General features: G+C 68.7%; 16 protein-coding genes. 6 read left to right on the plus strand and 10 right to left on the minus strand.

Annotated features, from left to right (window positions below; all coding sequences use genetic code 11):
* Positions 1 to 3: 3 nt before the first annotated feature.
* A complete protein-coding gene (locus ASF30_RS02555; protein ID WP_055901062.1) occupies positions 4 to 744 on the plus strand; it encodes a DedA family protein in 741 nt (246 codons plus the stop codon).
* Positions 745 to 791: 47 nt separating this feature from the next.
* On the opposite strand, the gene ASF30_RS02560 is transcribed toward ASF30_RS02555, so the two are convergent.
* The 4 genes from ASF30_RS02560 to murI form a co-directional block, all read right to left on the minus strand.
* Positions 792 to 1700 carry a cation diffusion facilitator family transporter gene (locus ASF30_RS02560; RefSeq protein WP_055901065.1) on the minus strand — a complete coding sequence of 303 codons (909 nt, stop codon included), beginning with the start codon at positions 1698 to 1700 and terminating at the stop codon, positions 792 to 794.
* Between the two features lie 112 nt (positions 1701 to 1812).
* Positions 1813 to 2415, minus strand: a complete 603-nt coding sequence (rdgB, locus tag ASF30_RS02565; RefSeq protein ID WP_055901068.1) for an RdgB/HAM1 family non-canonical purine NTP pyrophosphatase — start codon at positions 2413 to 2415, stop codon at positions 1813 to 1815.
* Positions 2415 to 3176: a ribonuclease PH gene (gene rph, locus ASF30_RS02570; protein ID WP_055901071.1), complete on the minus strand. Its 762-nt coding sequence runs from the start codon at positions 3174 to 3176 to the stop codon at positions 2415 to 2417. The genes rdgB and rph overlap by 1 nt, the downstream gene beginning before the upstream one ends.
* A 64-nt stretch (positions 3177 to 3240) precedes the next feature.
* A complete protein-coding gene (gene murI / locus ASF30_RS02575; RefSeq protein ID WP_055902410.1) occupies positions 3241 to 4059 on the minus strand; it encodes a glutamate racemase in 819 nt (272 codons plus the stop codon).
* A gap of 39 nt (positions 4060 to 4098) precedes the next feature.
* Between murI and ASF30_RS02580 the strand changes: the two genes are divergently transcribed.
* Entirely contained in the window at positions 4099 to 5421 is a 1323-nt protein-coding gene (locus tag ASF30_RS02580) for a nicotinate phosphoribosyltransferase (protein WP_082467388.1), read from the plus strand.
* Positions 5422 to 5474: 53 nt separating this feature from the next.
* Here ASF30_RS02580 and ASF30_RS02585 read toward each other — a convergent pair whose 3' ends face one another.
* From ASF30_RS02585 to ASF30_RS23270, 3 genes are all read right to left on the minus strand, one after another.
* Positions 5475 to 5762 carry a DUF3039 domain-containing protein gene (locus ASF30_RS02585; RefSeq protein ID WP_055819602.1) on the minus strand — a complete coding sequence of 96 codons (288 nt, stop codon included), beginning with the start codon at positions 5760 to 5762 and terminating at the stop codon, positions 5475 to 5477.
* Between the two features lie 73 nt (positions 5763 to 5835).
* Complete coding sequence (locus tag ASF30_RS02590; RefSeq protein WP_055901074.1) at positions 5836 to 7410, minus strand: hypothetical protein; 1575 nt, start codon at positions 7408 to 7410, stop codon at positions 5836 to 5838.
* Positions 7386 to 9407 carry an ABC transporter ATP-binding protein gene (locus tag ASF30_RS23270; RefSeq protein ID WP_235480240.1) on the minus strand — a complete coding sequence of 674 codons (2022 nt, stop codon included), beginning with the start codon at positions 9405 to 9407 and terminating at the stop codon, positions 7386 to 7388. Before ASF30_RS23270 ends, ASF30_RS02590 begins: the two co-directional genes overlap by 25 nt.
* 251 nt (positions 9408 to 9658) lie before the next feature.
* Between ASF30_RS23270 and ASF30_RS02605 the strand changes: the two genes are divergently transcribed.
* From ASF30_RS02605 to ASF30_RS02620, 4 genes are all read left to right on the plus strand, one after another.
* Positions 9659 to 10351: a phosphocholine cytidylyltransferase family protein gene (locus ASF30_RS02605; protein ID WP_055901080.1), complete on the plus strand. Its 693-nt coding sequence runs from the start codon at positions 9659 to 9661 to the stop codon at positions 10349 to 10351.
* A 186-nt stretch (positions 10352 to 10537) separates the two neighbouring features.
* On the plus strand, positions 10538 to 11335 hold the full coding sequence (locus tag ASF30_RS02610) for an ABC transporter permease (protein WP_235480241.1): 798 nt from the start codon (positions 10538 to 10540) through the stop codon (positions 11333 to 11335).
* Positions 11335 to 12123 (plus strand): ABC transporter ATP-binding protein, encoded by a 789-nt coding sequence (locus tag ASF30_RS02615; protein ID WP_055901086.1) that lies wholly within the window; start codon positions 11335 to 11337, stop codon positions 12121 to 12123. Before ASF30_RS02610 ends, ASF30_RS02615 begins: the two co-directional genes overlap by 1 nt.
* A gap of 85 nt (positions 12124 to 12208) precedes the next feature.
* Positions 12209 to 13210, plus strand: a complete 1002-nt coding sequence (locus ASF30_RS02620) for a hypothetical protein (protein ID WP_055901090.1) — start codon at positions 12209 to 12211, stop codon at positions 13208 to 13210.
* A gap of 61 nt (positions 13211 to 13271) precedes the next feature.
* Here the strand turns inward: ASF30_RS02620 and ASF30_RS02625 are convergent, their stop codons facing one another.
* From ASF30_RS02625 to ASF30_RS02635, 3 genes are all read right to left on the minus strand, one after another.
* The gene (locus tag ASF30_RS02625; RefSeq protein WP_055901092.1) at positions 13272 to 14561 is read right to left on the minus strand and encodes a CDP-glycerol glycerophosphotransferase family protein; all 1290 of its coding nucleotides are present in this window, start codon (positions 14559 to 14561) and stop codon (positions 13272 to 13274) included.
* Between the two features lie 120 nt (positions 14562 to 14681).
* On the minus strand, positions 14682 to 15557 hold the full coding sequence (locus tag ASF30_RS02630) for a glycosyltransferase family 2 protein (RefSeq protein ID WP_055901096.1): 876 nt from the start codon (positions 15555 to 15557) through the stop codon (positions 14682 to 14684).
* Complete coding sequence (locus tag ASF30_RS02635) at positions 15544 to 16374, minus strand: CDP-alcohol phosphatidyltransferase family protein (RefSeq protein WP_235480242.1); 831 nt, start codon at positions 16372 to 16374, stop codon at positions 15544 to 15546. Before ASF30_RS02635 ends, ASF30_RS02630 begins: the two co-directional genes overlap by 14 nt.

Genomic DNA, 16374 nt, shown 5'->3' on the forward strand with positions numbered 1-16374 from the left:
CGCATGCACACCGCCCTGATCCCTTGGCTCGACCCCGAGACCATCATCGCCGGCGCAGGCCCTTGGGCCCTCGTGGTGGTGTGCGCGATAGTGTTCGCGGAGACCGGTCTCCTCGTCGGATTCCTGCTCCCCGGCGACACCCTTCTCGTGATCTCCGGCCTTCTCACGCACACGTCGCTGGTGTTCGGCGTCGACATCTGGTGGGTCTGCCTGGCCATCGGCTTCGCGGCATTCCTCGGCGGCGAGGTCGGCTACCTGATCGGGCACAAGCTCGGCCCACGGGTCTTCGAGAAGAAGGAATCCGGCCTGTTCAGCGTCAAGAACGTCGAACGCACGAACGCCTTCTTCACCCGCTTCGGCGCCCTCGCCGTCATCCTGGCCCGCTTCGTGCCGATCGTGCGCACCTTCGCGCCGGTGGCGGCCGGCGTCGGTCACATGAACTACCGCAGGTACTCGCTCTACAACTTCATCGGCGCCTTCATCTGGGGTGCCGGCCTCACCTACTTCGGCTACCTGCTGGGCTACATCCCGCCGGTCGCGAACTTCGTGCAGGAGTACATCGACCTCATCCTGCTCGGAGCCGTCGTCATCACATTGATCCCCACCCTGTGGCACTACGTCCACTCGGCGCGCGAGGCCAAGAGAGCGGCGCAAGCCGGAGAAGACGTGGTGACCGATGCCGACGAGGCCGCCCACCTCGCCCTCGATCCCGACGTGTTCGAGCACCGCCCCGACGGCGTCTAGGCTCCCGCCGCATCGCACGGTCGACGTGCGGCGGCGCGAGGATGCCGCTACGCGTGATGCGGCTGCTCGTGCGCCGCGTGCTCGGCAGGCTCGAGCTGGAACGTGGAATGCTCCACGTCGAAGTGGTGCGCGAGGCAGTCGCTGAGCTCGTCGAGCAGGCATCCGGCCCGCTCCCCCGCGAGGGCGTCGGGCTCGACCACCACGTGTGCGCTGAACACGTACTCCCCCGAGGTGATCGCCCAGACGTGAACGTCGTGCACGTCGACGACGCCGTCGGTTCCGAGGATGTGCTCGCGGATCTCGGCCACGCTGGTGTCGACGGGGACCGACTGGCTCAGCACCCGCACGACGTCGCGCAGCAACGACGCCGCCCGCGGCACGATCATGACGGCGATCAGCAGCGACGCGATCGCATCCGCCGCCGAGAATCCCGTGGCGATGATCACGATGCCGGCCACGATCACCGCGATGGAGCCGAGAAGGTCGCCGAGCACCTCCAGGGCTGCCCCGCGCATGTTCAGCGACGTCGTGTCACCACGGCGCAGAACGAGGAACGCGATCACGTTCGCGACCAGGCCGATGCCGGCGACGATCAGCATCAGGCCGCCCTGCACCTCGGCCGCTCCGGGCTCGACCAGGCGGCGAACGGCTTCGATGCCGACGAACAGCGCCACGACGATCAGGATGAGAGCGTTGATGAGCGCCCCGAACACCTCGGCACGCTGGTAGCCGTAGGTCTGCCGTTCGGATGCCGGCCGCGCGGCCACGATGGCGGCGACCAGTGCCACGACGAGGCCCGTGAGGTCGGAGAGCATGTGTCCGGCATCGGCGAACAGCGCCAGCGACCCGCTGACGACTGCGCCGACCACCTCGGCGACGAGCACGACGGAGACGATCCCGATGACAATGAGCAGTCGGGACCTGTTCGAGCTCCGGTGGGCGTGATCGTGGGCCATGGCTCTTCAAGGGTAGGCCGGAAACCCGCCCGATCGGACGCTTCCGCGCAGTTGGGAACGACTCCGGGAATCGTTATCAGCAGGGCCCGATCCACCCGCCGACGGCGAAGCGTCAGACCAGGCGCTGCAGGACCGGGATCGCAGCGGTGAACGCGCGGGCCCGGTGGCTCTCGGCGTTCTTCACCTCGGGCGCCAGTTCCGCCGCCGACATGTCGTGGCCGTCCGGCACGAAGATCGGGTCGTAGCCGAAGCCGTGGGCACCGGATGCCGCAGAGGCCAGACGCCCCGGCCACTCGCCCGACGCCACCTCCTCGAACCCCGGCCGGCCCGCGGCATCCGGAGCCACGATCGCGATGGCACAGGTGAAGTGCGCGCCACGATGCGGATCGGCGATGTCGCTCACCTGCGCGAGCAGCAGCGCGAGGTTGTCGGCGCTGTCGCGCCCACCGGCCCACCGTGCCGAGAAGATGCCGGGCGCGCCGCCCAGGACGTCGACGCAGATGCCGGAGTCGTCGGCGAGGGCTACGAGACCGGTGTGCGCCGCTGCGGCTCGCGCCTTGATGAGGGCGTTCTCGGCGAAGGTCAGGCCGTCTTCCACGGGCTCGGGACCGTCGTAGGCCACGACAGTGATCGACGGCATGGCTGCTCCGAGGATGCGCTGGAACTCCTCCACCTTGTGCTGGTTGTGCGTGGCCAGCACCACCTCGAGGGACATCAGGCGGTGACGGATGCCGCGTCGTCGGCGTCGGCAAGAGCCGCCGTCTGCAGATCCCGCAGCGTGGCACCCCCGGCGACACCGAGGTCGAGGAGGGCATCGAGCTCGCGCCGGTCGAACGGCGCTCCCTCAGCGGTTCCCTGCACCTCGACGAACAGCCCGCGTCCGGTGACGACGATGTTCATGTCGGTCTCGGCTCGCACGTCCTCGGTGTAGGCCAGGTCGAGCATGGGGACGCCGTCGATGATGCCGACCGAGACGGCTGAGACGCTGTCGATCAGCGGCTTGGCCTTCTGGCCGATGAACTTGTGCTGGCGACCCCATTCGATGGCGTCGACCATGGCCACGTACGCACCGGTGATCGCGGCCGTGCGGGTGCCGCCATCCGCCTGGAGAACATCGCAGTCGATGACGAGGGTGTTCTCGCCGAGGGCCTTCATGTCGACGACGGCGCGGAGGCTGCGGCCGATGAGGCGGCTGATCTCGTGGGTGCGGCCGCCGATCTTCCCCTTGACCGATTCGCGGTCCATGCGGCTGTTCGTCGAGCGCGGCAGCATCGAGTACTCGGCCGTCACCCAGCCCTTGCCCTTGCCGGACATCCAGCGCGGAACGCCGTTGGTGAAGGACGCCGTGCAGAGCACCTTGGTGCGTCCGAACGAGATGAGCGCGCTGCCTTCCGCCTGGTCGCTCCAGCCTCGCTCGATGGTGATGGGGCGCAGGTCGTCGGCGGCGCGGCCGTCGACGCGGATGAGGTCTGTCACGGTGGATTCCTGTCTGTGGGATCGAACGGATGCGGCAGCCGAGGCGGGCGCCCCGGCGGGCCGGTCAGCGGATGATGTGCATGGTTCCGGTCTGCACGAGGTCGACGGCGTCGATGTCGCGGCCGATGAGTCGGTGGGCCAGGTCGAGGAAGGCGCTGACACTCGGGCCCGTCGCCTCGTAGTGGTAGCTGGGCGGGGTCGTCGCCGTTCGCTCGAGCCGCTGGGAGACGAGCACCCTGTAGACGTCGTTGGCGGTCTCGGTGTCGCTGGAGACGAGGGTGGTCTTCTCCCCCATCACGTAGGAGATCGCGCCGCGGAGGAACGGGTAGTGCGTGCAGCCGAGCACCAGGGTGTCGATGTCGGCGTCGCGAAGGGGTGCGAGGTACTCCTCGGCCACGGCCAGCACTTCGGCGCCTGTCGTCACGCCCGACTCGACGAACTCGACGAAACGCGGACATGCCGCCGTGAACAGCTGGAGGTCGGGAGCGGCGGCGAAGGCGTCCTCGTAGGCGCGCGAGTTGATGGTTCCCGCGGTGCCGATCACGCCGACCCGGCGGTTCTGGGTCGCGGCCACGGCACGGCGCACAGCCGGCTGGATGACCTCGACGACGGGAACGCTGTAGCGCTCGCGGGCATCGCGGAGCATGGCGGCGGATGCGGTGTTGCAGGCGATCACCAGCATCTTGACGCCCTGGTCGACCAGGTCGTCGAGGACGTCGAGGGCGTAGCCGCGCACGTCGGCGATCTTCTTCGGACCATACGGGGAATGTTCGAGGTCGCCGATGTAGAGGATCGACTCGTTCGGCAGCGCGTCCTTCACCGCGCGGGCCACCGTGAGGCCGCCCACGCCCGAGTCGAAGATTCCAATCGGCGCATCCGTCACGACGTGCAAGCTTAGTCGTGCGGGATAGGGTGATCTTTCGTGACCGGCTCCTCTGCGCTCCTCACCGACCGCTACGAACTCACCATGCTCGACGCCGCCCTCCGGGACGGCACGGCTCATCGTGAGTCGATGTTCGAGGCCTTCGCGCGCCGCCTGCCCGCCGGACGCCGCTACGGCGTCGTCGCGGGAACCGGGCGGCTGCTCGAGGCCATCACACGCTTCAGGTTCACGGATGCCGAACTCGACTGGCTGCGCGCCGCCGATGTCGTGCATCCGTCGACCCTCGACTGGCTGGCGGACTACAGGTTCAGCGGCACCATCTGGGGCTATCGCGAGGGCGAGGCGTACTTCCCCGGTTCGCCGCTGTTCATCGTCAATGCGAGCTTCGCCGAGGGCGTCATCCTCGAGACCCTGATCCTCAGCATCCTGAACTCCGACTCGGCCGTGGCCAGCGCCGCCGCTCGCATGGTGTCTGTCGCCCTGGGCCGCCCGCTCGCCGAGATGGGGTCGCGTCGCACCAACGAGTACGCCGCCGTCGCCACGGCGCGTGCCGCCTACATCGCGGGCTTCGGCGCGACCAGCAACCTCGAGGCGGGTCGCACCTGGGGCGTTCCGACCATGGGCACGGCCGCGCACTCGTTCACACTGCTGCACGACACCGAGGAGGCGGCGTTCCGGGCCCAGGTCGAGGCGCTCGGCGCCGGCACGACGTTGCTCGTCGACACCTACGACGTCGAGAAGGGCGTCGAGACAGCCGTGCGCGTCGCCGGCACAGGCCTGGGCGCCGTGCGCATAGACTCCGGCGACCTGCCATCGGTCGTGGCGTCGGTTCGCGACCAGCTCGATCGGCTCGGTGCCGTGAACACCCGTATCACCGTCACCAGCGACCTGGACGAATACCTCATCGGAGCCCTCTCGGGGTCACCCGTGGACGCCTACGGCGTCGGCACCTCCGTGGCCACGGGTTCCGGCGCCCCCACGGCCGGCATGGTCTACAAGCTCGTCGCCCGGCGCGGCGATGACGGGGAGTGGGTCTCCGTCGCCAAGGCGAGCGCCGAGAAGGTGAGCGTCGGCGGCCGGAAGACCGCCGTGCGCCGGATCGACTCGACGCGCACGGCGCGCGAGGAGATCGTGTACTTGGGCGATGGCCCCGATGGCGAGCCCGAGGGCACCCAGGACGAGTCGCGGGAGCGCCCGCTGCAGGCGACCCTCATGCGGGACGGGGTCGCTGATCGCGCGTTCCTCGGCGCCGAGGGCACCCGCGCAGCGCGGGAGCACCGCGCGCTCGTGATGCAGGAGCTGCCGATCGAGGCGTTCAGGCTCGGGGCCGGCGAAGCCGCCATCCCCACGGTCTACCGCTGACTCGAACGTAGTCGCGGGTCGGCGCGGAGCGTTGCTCCCGACGCCGAGCGGGCCTACTCGGCCTTCAGCTTCTCGTAGATCTCCTTGCAGGTGGGGCAGACCGGAAACTTCTCCGGGTCGCGCCCCGGCGTCCACTTCTTGCCGCACAGCGCCTTCACCGGCTTGCCGGACAGGGCCGACTCGAGGATCTTCTCCTTCTTCACGTAGTGCGAGAAGCGCTCGTGATCACCGGGTTCGATCGACTCCTGCTCGAGCAGCTCCTCGAGTTCACGGTCGAGGGTGGACGTGCCGCCTCCGGGCTGACCGGGGTCGGCGATGCTCGCACGGAAGGTTTCGCTCATGGGTTCCAGTGTAGAACGACCACTGCGGCATCCGCGGGGTTCGGATGCAGCATCAGGGCCGGTTCGGTGGCTGTCACGCCCGGATCGCTGATGCCAGGATCTCGGGCCCGCGCTTGCTGAAGGTGTGCGCACCCCAGGCCACGCCGAGCACGAGCGCCACCACGCCTACGCCGACGCCCTCGATGAGGGTGGCGAGGTGCCAGGCCGGGTCGACGAAGAGGGCGAGGTAGCCGAAGGCGAGGGCCGGGAGCGTGAGGATCAACGCGACCAGGAAGGTCAGCGACTGCACGGCGGCGGCTGCCGTGCCCGAGGACTGCGGCTGGGCGAACGGGCTGGCACCGGGCTTGGGGACCGGATAGGGGAACCGCGCCGAGGTGTAGCTGCTGCATCCGAGTCCAACCAGGAACAGGCTCGCGCACACGCCGACGAACGACGGCAGCACGCTCCAGTCGCGGTACAGCAGCATGCTCACGATGGTGCCGAGGGCGATGAGCGGGATCGACAGGAAGAACGCCGGCACGAGCCTGCCGATGCGGTCCGCGAGGCCGCTGACACCGGAGGCGACGTGCAGCCACACGGCCGTGGAGTCGTAGGCGACGTCGTTGTGCACGGTCCACCCGAGGAAGATGCACATCACGGGAACCGGCAGCAGGGCCAGCACGCCCGTCGGCACGTGGACCGCGGCCAGCGGCACCACCAGGAGCACGGGAAGCACCGGGATCATGATGAGCGACACCCAGTAGCGGGCATCCCGGATCCAGTAGGTGAGCGATCGGGCCGCAACCGCTCCCGTCGCGCCGGGCAGCATCTTGTCGAACCATCCGAGGCCGTGGTACGCGTGCGACTGCGTCTGGCGCCCTGGCGTCACCAGGGTCTTCGCGACGAGGGCCTGCCACGCCAGCCACAGCAACCACACCGTGGCGGCCGCGATGAGCAGCTTGAGAACGGAAGCCCCCCAGTCGCCGGCCGCCGCATCGCCGGGGATCGCCCACATGGCCCCGATGGGCGTCCACGAGAGGATGCCGCTGACGTCGCGGATGAGGCCGCGACCCGACGACGCCCAGTCGACCTGGGCGAGGAGCACGATGATCGGGGAGATCAGCACCAGGACCAGCACGCCGAGCACCCCGCTCACCTCTCGTGCCCTCCTGGTGGCGAGGAAGAGGCTCGCGAGGGAGGTGGAGACGCGGGACAGCATCATGCAGGTGACGAGGGCCAGCACGGCTGCGATCACGGCCAGGACGGTCTCGCCGAAGCCGCGCGTCCACGTCACGATGAAGCCGACGAGCGTGATCGCGAGGGCCACGGCCGGGATGCCGATGAAGACCGCCAGTGCGAGCCCGAACGAGAGCTCGCGGTTGCGCATGCCGAACAGCGAGAACCGTCGCGGATCGAGGGCGTCATCCGAGCCCATGAAGAGCGGAACGATGATGAAGCACACGGTGACGATCGAACCGACGAGCACGATGCCGTCGCGCAGGAACTCGACGTCTGGCGCGAAACGCAGTCCGATGAGCAGGGACATCAGGAACACCGCGATGCCGAGCCCGTAGATCAGGCTGACGATGATGCCGACGATCTGCCAGGGGCCGCGGCGGAACAGGTTGCCGAAGAGCCGGACCTTCAGTCCGAGAAGCTGTGCAACCATTCCATCCCCTCTGCTACCTTGCGGCCGCCGGCCAGCTCGACGAAGCGATCCTCGAGCCTCTCGCCGTCGCGCACCTGGTCGAGGGTTCCCGAGGCCAGGACCTTCCCCTGCACGATGATGGCGACACTGTCGCACACGCGCTCGATCAGGTCCATGCCGTGGCTCGAGAGCACGACGGTGCCGCCCGCAGCCACGTAGCGCTGGAGGATCTCGATCAGGTTGGCGGCCGAGACGGGGTCGACGGCCTCGAAGGGCTCGTCGAGCACCAGCAGCCGTGGCGAGTGGATCATGGCGCAGGCCAGGGCGATCTTCTTGGTCATGCCGGCCGAGTAGTCGGCGACGAGGCGGTTGATCGCCTCGTCGAGCCCGAACGCCGAGACCAGGTCGGCGGAGCGGGTACGCACGGTCTGCGCATCGAGGCCGCGGAGCACGCCGGAGTAGTAGAGCAGCTGCGCGCCGGTGAGCCTGTCGAAGAGGCGCAGGCGGTCGGGCAGGACGCCCGTCATGCGCTTGGCCTTCGCCGGCTCCTTCCAGACGTCGACGTCGTGCACGATGACGGTTCCGGCATCCGGTCGCAGCAGACCCGTGACCATCGACAGGGTCGTGGTCTTCCCGGCTCCGTTGGGACCGACGATGCCGTAGAACGACCCCGTGCGCACCTCGAGATCGATGCCGCTCACTGCCTGGGTCGCGCCGTAGCTCTTGGCGAGTCCCGCGATGGAGAGCACGACTGGGGCGGATGCCGGGGGCGCCTTGGTGGCCACGGGCAGCTTCGAGCGAGCGCTGCGCTTCTTGCGGGCTGCGGCCTTCGCCGCTGCAGCTGCCGCCTCGGCGTCGGCCTCGGCCTCATCGATCTGCTCGATCGTGAGTTCCTCGATGAGCTCCAACTCGGCGATGGCAGCGGCGGTGTCCTCGATGGTCAGCTCGGCCGGCGGGGCATCGACCAGACCGATGGCGACGAGCTCGTCCTCGGTGGGGAATTCGGCCTCCGAGGCGGCGATGACGGCGGTGTCCTCGACCGTCTCCGGCTCGGCCGTCGGGGGTGCGTCAGCCGCTGCGGCGGACTCGGGAAGCTCCGTCACTGCGTCCTTGCCGGTCACCGGATGGCGGGGCTCGGCCGTCGCGGTGTCGCGCACGACCTCGGCCGCGGCCACCGTCGGCGCGGGCTTCGCTGCGGCCGGAGGTGCCTTGGGAGCGCGCACCTGGCGTGTGCGCGCAGGTGCGGTCGCCTTCGGCATCGGGGTGACGTTGTCCCCCGTTTCGCTCGCTGCGGACTCGGATGCCGCCGCCGATGCCGCCGCGGCCTTCGCCGCGGCTCGAGCCGGGGTGCTGGTGGATCGTGCTGGACTCGGCGCCTTGGCCGCGGCCTTGGGCGAGGCCGAGGCCGCGGGAGTCTTCGCAGAGGTCTTCGCGGTCGAGGACTTCGTGGTGGTGCGCCGCGCCGTCGTGGACTTCGCGGTGCTGGGCCTCGCGGCGGCCTTGGGGGTCGTCGATGGGGTGGCAGTCGACGCCTCAGCCGAGTCGGTCGAGTCCGTGGAGGTCGCAGCAGCGGCGGGCTTCCGGGGAGCTGCAGGCTTCCTGGGTGCGGCTTGCTTCCTGGCCGTGGCCGGCCGCGCTTTGGTGGAGCCTGATCGCGTCGACGGCGCGGATCCGGTCGACGAGGCGACGCTCTCGGGTGCGCTCGGGGCTGACTCCGTGTCAGTCGTCGGCGCCGCAGGTGCGGGGCTCGCAGACGGCTTGCGTGCGGTGGGTCTACGGGCAGCGGGCTTGCGGGCGGCAGGCTTGCGCGCGGCCGGCTCGGGCTGCTCGTCAGAGGACGCGGACGTGGCTGCGTTCGCCTCGGGAGCGGCATCCGGAGTCGTCGAAGCGACCGGCGATGTCCCCCGTGAACGCGCCGGACTCACAGGATTCGCGGTCGTGGAAGCGCTCGCGTTCGCGGCCTCCTCGGCCGTCGCCCCCTGGTCGTGCGGGTCTGGGAATCGCTGCGCAGAACTCACGCAGCAAACCTACCAACTCCCCTGCGACAGCCGAACGACAGATGACGCTGCTCCCTGTGAATCCGCTCAGCACGTGGTCACAATCCGGGCACGCCGTCCCCCATGTCTGGCCCCCGGGCGACCCGGCACGATATGGTGAATCGGGCATGAAGGCGTGTCTTCACATACACGTGTGGGTGAATCGCAGGTGAACGTCCGATGGAGGATGTCACCGAACAGGCGATCTACCCGAATCCATCGAGGAGATCACTATGACCACCCAGGTCGTCATTCTTGCCGCAGGCATGGGCAGCCGTCTCGGCCGTTCGCTGCCGAAGCCGCTGACCGAGCTCAGCGACGGCCGCACGATCATGCAGCAGCAGTTCGACAACATCGAGCACGCGTTCGGTCGGAACGCCAAGGTGACGATCGTCGTCGGCTACAAGCTCGAGCACATCATCGAGGCGTTCCCCGAGGCATCGTTCGTCTACAACGAGCAGTACGACCAGACGAACACCTCGAAGAGCCTCCTCCGCGCGCTGCAGGCGTCGCAGGCGGGCGGCGTGCTCTGGATGAACGGCGACGTCGTCTTCGACCCGACAGTTCTCGACCGGGCTGCCGCGATGATCGCCCGTGACCAGTCCTTCGTCACCGTGAACCACTCCAAGGTCTCCGACGAGGAGGTCAAGTACACGATGAGCGCCGAGGGCTACATCAAGGAACTCTCCAAGACCGTCAAGGGCGGGCTCGGCGAGGCCGTCGGCATCAACTACATCTCCAGCGCCGACAAGGCCACCTTCATCCGCCACCTCATCAAGGTGAACGACCAGGACTACTTCGAGCGCGGCCTCGAGCTCGCGATCGAGAAGGAGCGCATCCTGGTGGAGCCGGTCGACATCTCCGACCTGTACGCCGTCGAGATCGACTTCGCCGAAGACCTCGAGCGGGCCAACCACTTCGTGTGAGCGCCGTGACAGGCCGCAACGGCTGATTCTCGCGAAAGCAGGCCCATCGGGCCTGCTTTCGTCATTTCATCCCGTTCTCGGTCACCTCCGCAGTCGGTCGGTGCGACGCGCCCACCCTCGCCAGCGTGGTGAGCGTGGTGAGCGGGGTGAACGGGTGCACGCCGCCCGACGCATACGATGGACGGCGTGAGTTCCTACGCCGAGTCGCGCCCCCAGTGGACCCCGTTCTCGCGCTACCGCCATTCGCTCTGGCTGCTCACCCGCCGCGACCTGCGCGTGCGTTATTCCACCTCGGCCCTCGGCTACGTCTGGTCGATCCTCGATCCGCTGCTGATGTCGGCCATCTACTGGTTCGTCTTCACCGTCATCTTCGAGCGCACCGTCGGAGCCGAGCCGTACATCGTCTTCCTACTCACGGCCCTGCTGCCCTGGATGTGGTTCAACGGTGCCATCTCGGATTCGACGCGGGCGTTCCTGCGCGAGGCGAAGCTCATCCGTTCGACGACGATCCCCCGCACGATCTGGGTGAACCGCATCGTGGTCTCGAAGGGCATCGAGTTCATCGCCTCCCTGCCGGTGCTGGCCCTGTTCGCGGTGTTCTCCGGCGCTCAGGTGAACATCGACCTGCTGTACTTCCCTCTGGCGATAGTGCTGCAGACAGTGCTCACAGTCGGAGTCGGCCTCATCGTGGCCCCGCTCGTCGTGTTCTTCCGCGACATCGAACGTGCCGTGAAACTGATCCTGCGCCTGCTGTTCTACGCATCGCCGATCATCTACGGCACGACAGACCTGCCCGACAACCTGCAGGTGTGGGCAGCGTTCAACCCGCTCTCCGGCATCTTCGGCATCTACCGCGCCGGATTCTTCGCCGAGCAGCTCAACTGGTTCGACGTCGGCATCTCCGCCCTCGTGTCCGTCGCCTTCCTCGTCGTCGGCATCCTGCTGTTCCGCCGCCTCGAGCGCTCCGTGCTGAAGGAGATCTGATGAGCGACGCTGCCATCGACACCCCGGCCGGCACTCCGGCCGTCGACATCCGGGTGGCGGATGCCGGCATCCGCTTCCGTCGCAACAAACGGGGTCGCCGCAACTTCAAGGACCTCTTCGCCGGAAAGTCACGGCGCAGCCGCCCCGGCGAGTTCTGGGCGCTGCGCAACCTGTCGATCGACGTGCACCAGGGCGAGGCCATCGGCGTCGTCGGCCGGAACGGCCAGGGCAAGTCGACGTTGTTGAAGCTCGTGGCCGGCGTCATGCTGCCGGACGAGGGCAGCGTGACGGTCCACGGGGGCGTTGCGCCACTGATCGAGATCACCGGCGGGTTCGTGGACGACCTCACGGTGCGCGACAACATCCATCTCACGGCGGGCCTGCATGGCATGACCCGCGGGATGATCGACGAGCGCTTCGACGACATCATCGACTTCGCCGACATCGGCGACTTCCTCGACACGCCTTACAAGCACCTGTCGAGCGGCATGAAGGTGCGCATAGCCTTCTCGGTGATCTCGCGCCTCGAGGAGCCCATCATCCTCGTCGACGAGGTGCTGGCCGTCGGCGACAAGGCGTTCCGCGAGAAGTGCTACGCCCGCATCGAGGAGCTCCTCGCCGGCGGACGCACGTTGTTCTTCGTCTCCCACAACGAGCGCGACCTGCGCCGCTTCTGCACGCGCGGGCTCTATCTCGACAAGGGAGTGCTGAAGCTCGACGGGCCGATCGGCGATGTGCTCGACGCCTACAACGCCGACTACGGAGTGCCCAAAGCCCCCGGGGCCTGAGTCGGATCCGGCACCGCGTGCCACATCCGGTGTCCATGCGCAAGGGAGGGGGATCCCCCAGCCGACGGCAATAGGCTCGGAGCCTATGGCACGCACACCGAAGCCCATCGTCTCGTCAACCGGCGGTTCCCCCGTCGGCGGCGAGCTGCCGCCTCGACTCATCCGCACGATCGACTTCGGACTGGGCGTGCAGCGCCCCGTGGTGCTGGCGCACATCCGCAGCATCCGTCGGCGGAACCCGGATGCGACGCCGGCGCAGCTCGTGCGCATCCTCGAGCGACGCTACATGGCGGCCACGACCACGGGCGGGGCCGCCGTCGGAGCGACGGCCGTCATCCCCGGCATCGGCACCGGCCTGACCATCGTGCTCTCGGGCGTGGAGACAGCCGGATTCCTCGAGGCCACGGCACTGTTCGCGCAGTCCGTCGCCGAGGTGCACGGGATCGCTGTGGCCGACCCCGATCGCGCCCGCGCTCTCATCATGACGATGATGCTCGGCTCGGAGGGCTCCAACCTCGTCCGTCAGCTCGCGGGGCAGGCCACGGGCACCGGGGCCGTACGATCGGCGTACTGGGGCGAACTCGTCACAGCCAACCTGCCGCGGACCCTCGTCGGGCCGCTCGCCGACAGGCTGAAGACCATGTTCGTGCGCAAGTTCGCCGTCGGGGCCGGCGCGAGCGTGTTCTCGAAGGCCATCCCGTTCGGCGTCGGTGCCGTGATCGGCGGCGTCGGCAACCGCATTGTCTCGGGTCGAGTGGTGCAGTCATCACGCCTGGCGTTCGGACAGGCGCCGGCCCGGCTCCCCCGCGAGCTCGAACCGAGCCTCGACGACGTGGTGATCGGCGAATCGAAGGGCAACCTCGCGATCCGGGCGGTCAGCGGCGTGAACGGCGGCGTCTCCCGCATGAGCAACGCCATCAACGTGCGGGTGCGCTCCATCGGCCCACGCCGGAAGGGCGCGAGAGCATCGGATGCTGCTCTGGAGCCGGACCCTCTCGACGACCTGTTCGGCGAGCCCCTGCCCGAGTCGGATGCCGCCGGCCGGCCGGACGACGGCCGCACGGACGGGACTCCGGGCCAGCGCTGACGAGCGGCCGCGCCTGCTCCGATCGTCGGCGTCAGGGCCGAAGCGAGGACTCGGGCGACGGCTACTCTCCGAGCAGTCCGGGCTCGTCGTCCTCGCCGACGTCGTGCTCGTCGACGTCGCCGTCGCCGGCGTGCAGGGCGGCGTTGCGCTCCCACTCGTCCATGAGGTGCTGCACGGCGGCATGGAACCTGGCCGTGGCGGCTCCAGGCGTCGCGTCACCGAAGTAGCGCTCCACCCACACCTTCAGCCGTTCGCGCGCGTCGTCGCCGTGCGCCAGCTCGTCGACGAGGGCGACGATGCCGGGGGCATCCGCCGTCGTCAGCCACTCGCAGTCGGACAGGTATCCCCCGGTGTCGATCTCGGCGGCCGGATTCGCCGGCCGCGTGATCATCAGCGGCTTGCCCGTCGCCAACCTGTCGTAGACCATGGCCGAGATGTCGACGACGGCGACGTCGGCCGCAGCGAGCTGCCAGCCGAGTTCCGGGCCCTGGTCGTAGACGTGCTGCGCGGTCGGATCGGCGGCGTTGGCCTGGGCGATCATGCGGATGATCTCGCGATTGGCGGAGCCGTACGCGTCGTCCACGACACCGGACCGCGGATGCGGCCTGTAGATCACGCGGTGGCGCCCGCTCGCCAGCAGCGCCGACACCAGAGCCACCCCATGGGTGGCGATGGAGCCGTAGGCGGCCGCCGCCCGGTCACCCTCCCAGGTCGGGGCGTAGAGCACGACCTCACGGGCATCCGGGGTGTACGGAAGCTCACCGGAGTAGTGGTCGGCCTGCGGGCGGCCGATGGGCAGTGCACGCTTGTCGAAGTCGTAGTCCCAGAGCACCTTGTTCAGACGCGAGAGCGCAGCGTCGCCGGCGACGAGTGCGTAGTCGTACGCCTTGAACTGGTTCGTGGTCATGTACATCTTGTCGCTCTCACCGTGGTTGATGAAAACGTGCCAGCGGCGCCCGTAGCGCATCATCTGGAAGTTCTTGGCGTTCTGGTTGACGTAGAAGATGACGTGCAGGTCCTGCTCGTCGATGACCCGCTCGAGGTCGACGACCTTGCGCACATAGGCCACGGGCAGCGGAGCCTCGTCGAGCAGTGCGGTCGCCGAGCCCGATGCCCGGCTGAGGATGAGCACGGGCCAGGTCTTCGAGAGCTCCTCGAGCGGCTTGTACCACTGGCGCATCTGGTAGAGGTTGACCTTGCCGTCGGCGAAGTACACGGCGACCTTGAACCGATGCGGCTCGAGCGGCGGCAGCTGGGCCAGCTTCTGGCGCAGCACCGACTGGGTGCGACGGTTGGCGAAGACGCTCCGCACGAATCGATAGCCGAGCTTCGCATCCTTCATCACACCCACGGATGCCAGCCTACCCGGGCACTCGGACGGCTCCCACGACGGATGCCGCCCTTGATGCCGCCGGTGGTGTCGCTGGCAGCCGCAGAGAAGGTCGGAGGCCAGCTCCGCCGACGAGCGCGCTCAGATGACCGGAGGTCGCCCGGCCAGGGTCATGCGCCACACCGTGCGCCAGCGCAGGGGCCGCCGCTCGCCGGCATCCGTTCTCCAGCCCTCGCGCCAGCCGCCCCACCAGGCAGCCAGCCCATCGCGATTGCGCACTGAACGCAGCAGCTGAACCCCGGTCCACGATGCGACGTAGAGCGGCACGAACGCGGCCGGAAGGTTGCGCCGGGCCAACCAGACACGGTTGCGTGCGTTCAGCCTGTAGTAGTAGCTGTGCCGGGTCGGCGTGATCACCGGGTGGTTCGCCACGAGGTCGCCCGCGTACCAGGTGCGCTTTCCCTGGTCCCAGACCCGCCATGCCAGTTCGATGCCCTCGTGGGCATAGAAGAACGGCTCGGCCCAGCCGCCCGTCGCGTCGAACACGGCGCGCGGCAGGATCACCGCCCCCTCCCACACGGAGAACACATTGCTGGAGTGCTCGGCATCACCTTTGCGGATGCGCGGGATCCAGCGCTTCGGCGGCGTGATGCCCGACGGGTCGACGACACGGGGCTGGATGAGCCCGATCGACGTATCGGCACGCAGCTTCGCCACCGCCGCGGCGAGGAAGCCCAGGTCGGGAAGGCTCGCATCGTCGTCCAGGAAGAACAGATACTCGCCGCTCACCTGGGCGACTCCGCGATTGCGGCCCGCCGGAATGCCGAGGTTCTCGGGCAGGGCGAGGGCCTTCACGCCCGCCGGCAAGCCTGACGGCTCCCAGCCGTTGCCCACGCACACGATGTCGAGCTGCACGCCGCGCTGGTCGAGGAGCGAGCGGATGCCGCGGCCGAGGTCGTCGGGACGCGTGCCCTGGGTGAGCACGACGACGCCGACGGTGGGATCAGGAACGGACACGCTTGGAGGCCATGATCGCGACGAAGTGACCGACCAGGGCGAGCAGGGCGAGCGGAACGAGAACGACGATGAGGATGCGGTCGACCTCCGGCTGACCGGCGAAGAGCCCGATCACCGCGGCGACGAAGGCGATCATGGTGAGCTCGACCGAGTGGTACAGCCGGTGGAACGGCACGAAGCGGGCGGCACGGCGCAGGGTCGCGATGACGCTGTGGGTCGGTGCGGACTCGCCGTGCGTGTCGGCGAGCTTGGTGAGACCGGCGTTGGCCCGAGCGACGTGCACCATGTCGTTGAGAGCCTTGTTCAGCACGATGAGCAGGGCGAGCAGGGTGCCGAGAGTGGTCCAGAGGTAGTCCTCCGGAGCATCGAACGGCCACGCTGCAGCACGGACGCCGAGAGCGATGGGGATGAGCGCCTCGGTGGAGTAGTGCCCCACCTTGTCGAGGAAGACGCCGGCCGGCGACGAGGTGCGGCGCCACCGGGCGACCTCTCCGTCGCAGCAGTCGACGAGCATCTGCAGCTGGCCGAGGATGAGCGCGAGTAAGGCACCCCAGATGCCGGGGATGAGCAGCGCGGCAGCGGTCGACCAGCCGACGAGGATCATCAGCCCCGTCACGCCGTTCGCCGAGATGCGGGTCTTCAGCAGCATCCAGGTGAGGTACGGCGAGAGATTGCGCAGATACAGCGATGCCGTCCAGTGCTCGGCGTTCCGGCGGCCGCGCACTTCGGGCGGCTGCGCGACAGCGCGCAGCTCGGCGATCGACGACGGACGCGCCGGACGCTCGGGAGCCGCCGCCGACTCGTGTGTTGCCGCCAA

The organism is Leifsonia sp. Leaf264, assembly GCF_001422325.1.
Taxonomy (GTDB): domain Bacteria; phylum Actinomycetota; class Actinomycetes; order Actinomycetales; family Microbacteriaceae; genus Orlajensenia.

Coding starts and splice junctions, on each gene's coding strand:
- rdgB (WP_055901068.1), bottom strand. CDS start 2,415: ATGTCCCTCGAGGTGGTGCTGGCCACGCACAACCAGCACAAGGTGGAG.
- ASF30_RS02560 (WP_055901065.1), bottom strand. CDS start 1,700: ATGGCCCACGATCACGCCCACCGGAGCTCGAACAGGTCCCGACTGCTC.
- ASF30_RS02585 (WP_055819602.1), bottom strand. CDS start 5,762: ATGAGCGAAACCTTCCGTGCGAGCATCGCCGACCCCGGTCAGCCCGGA.
- ASF30_RS02615 (WP_055901086.1), top strand. CDS start 11,335: ATGAGCGACGCTGCCATCGACACCCCGGCCGGCACTCCGGCCGTCGAC.
- ASF30_RS02555 (WP_055901062.1), top strand. CDS start 4: ATGCACACCGCCCTGATCCCTTGGCTCGACCCCGAGACCATCATCGCC.
- ASF30_RS02605 (WP_055901080.1), top strand. CDS start 9,659: ATGACCACCCAGGTCGTCATTCTTGCCGCAGGCATGGGCAGCCGTCTC.
- ASF30_RS02590 (WP_055901074.1), bottom strand. CDS start 7,410: ATGGTTGCACAGCTTCTCGGACTGAAGGTCCGGCTCTTCGGCAACCTG.
- ASF30_RS02620 (WP_055901090.1), top strand. CDS start 12,209: ATGGCACGCACACCGAAGCCCATCGTCTCGTCAACCGGCGGTTCCCCC.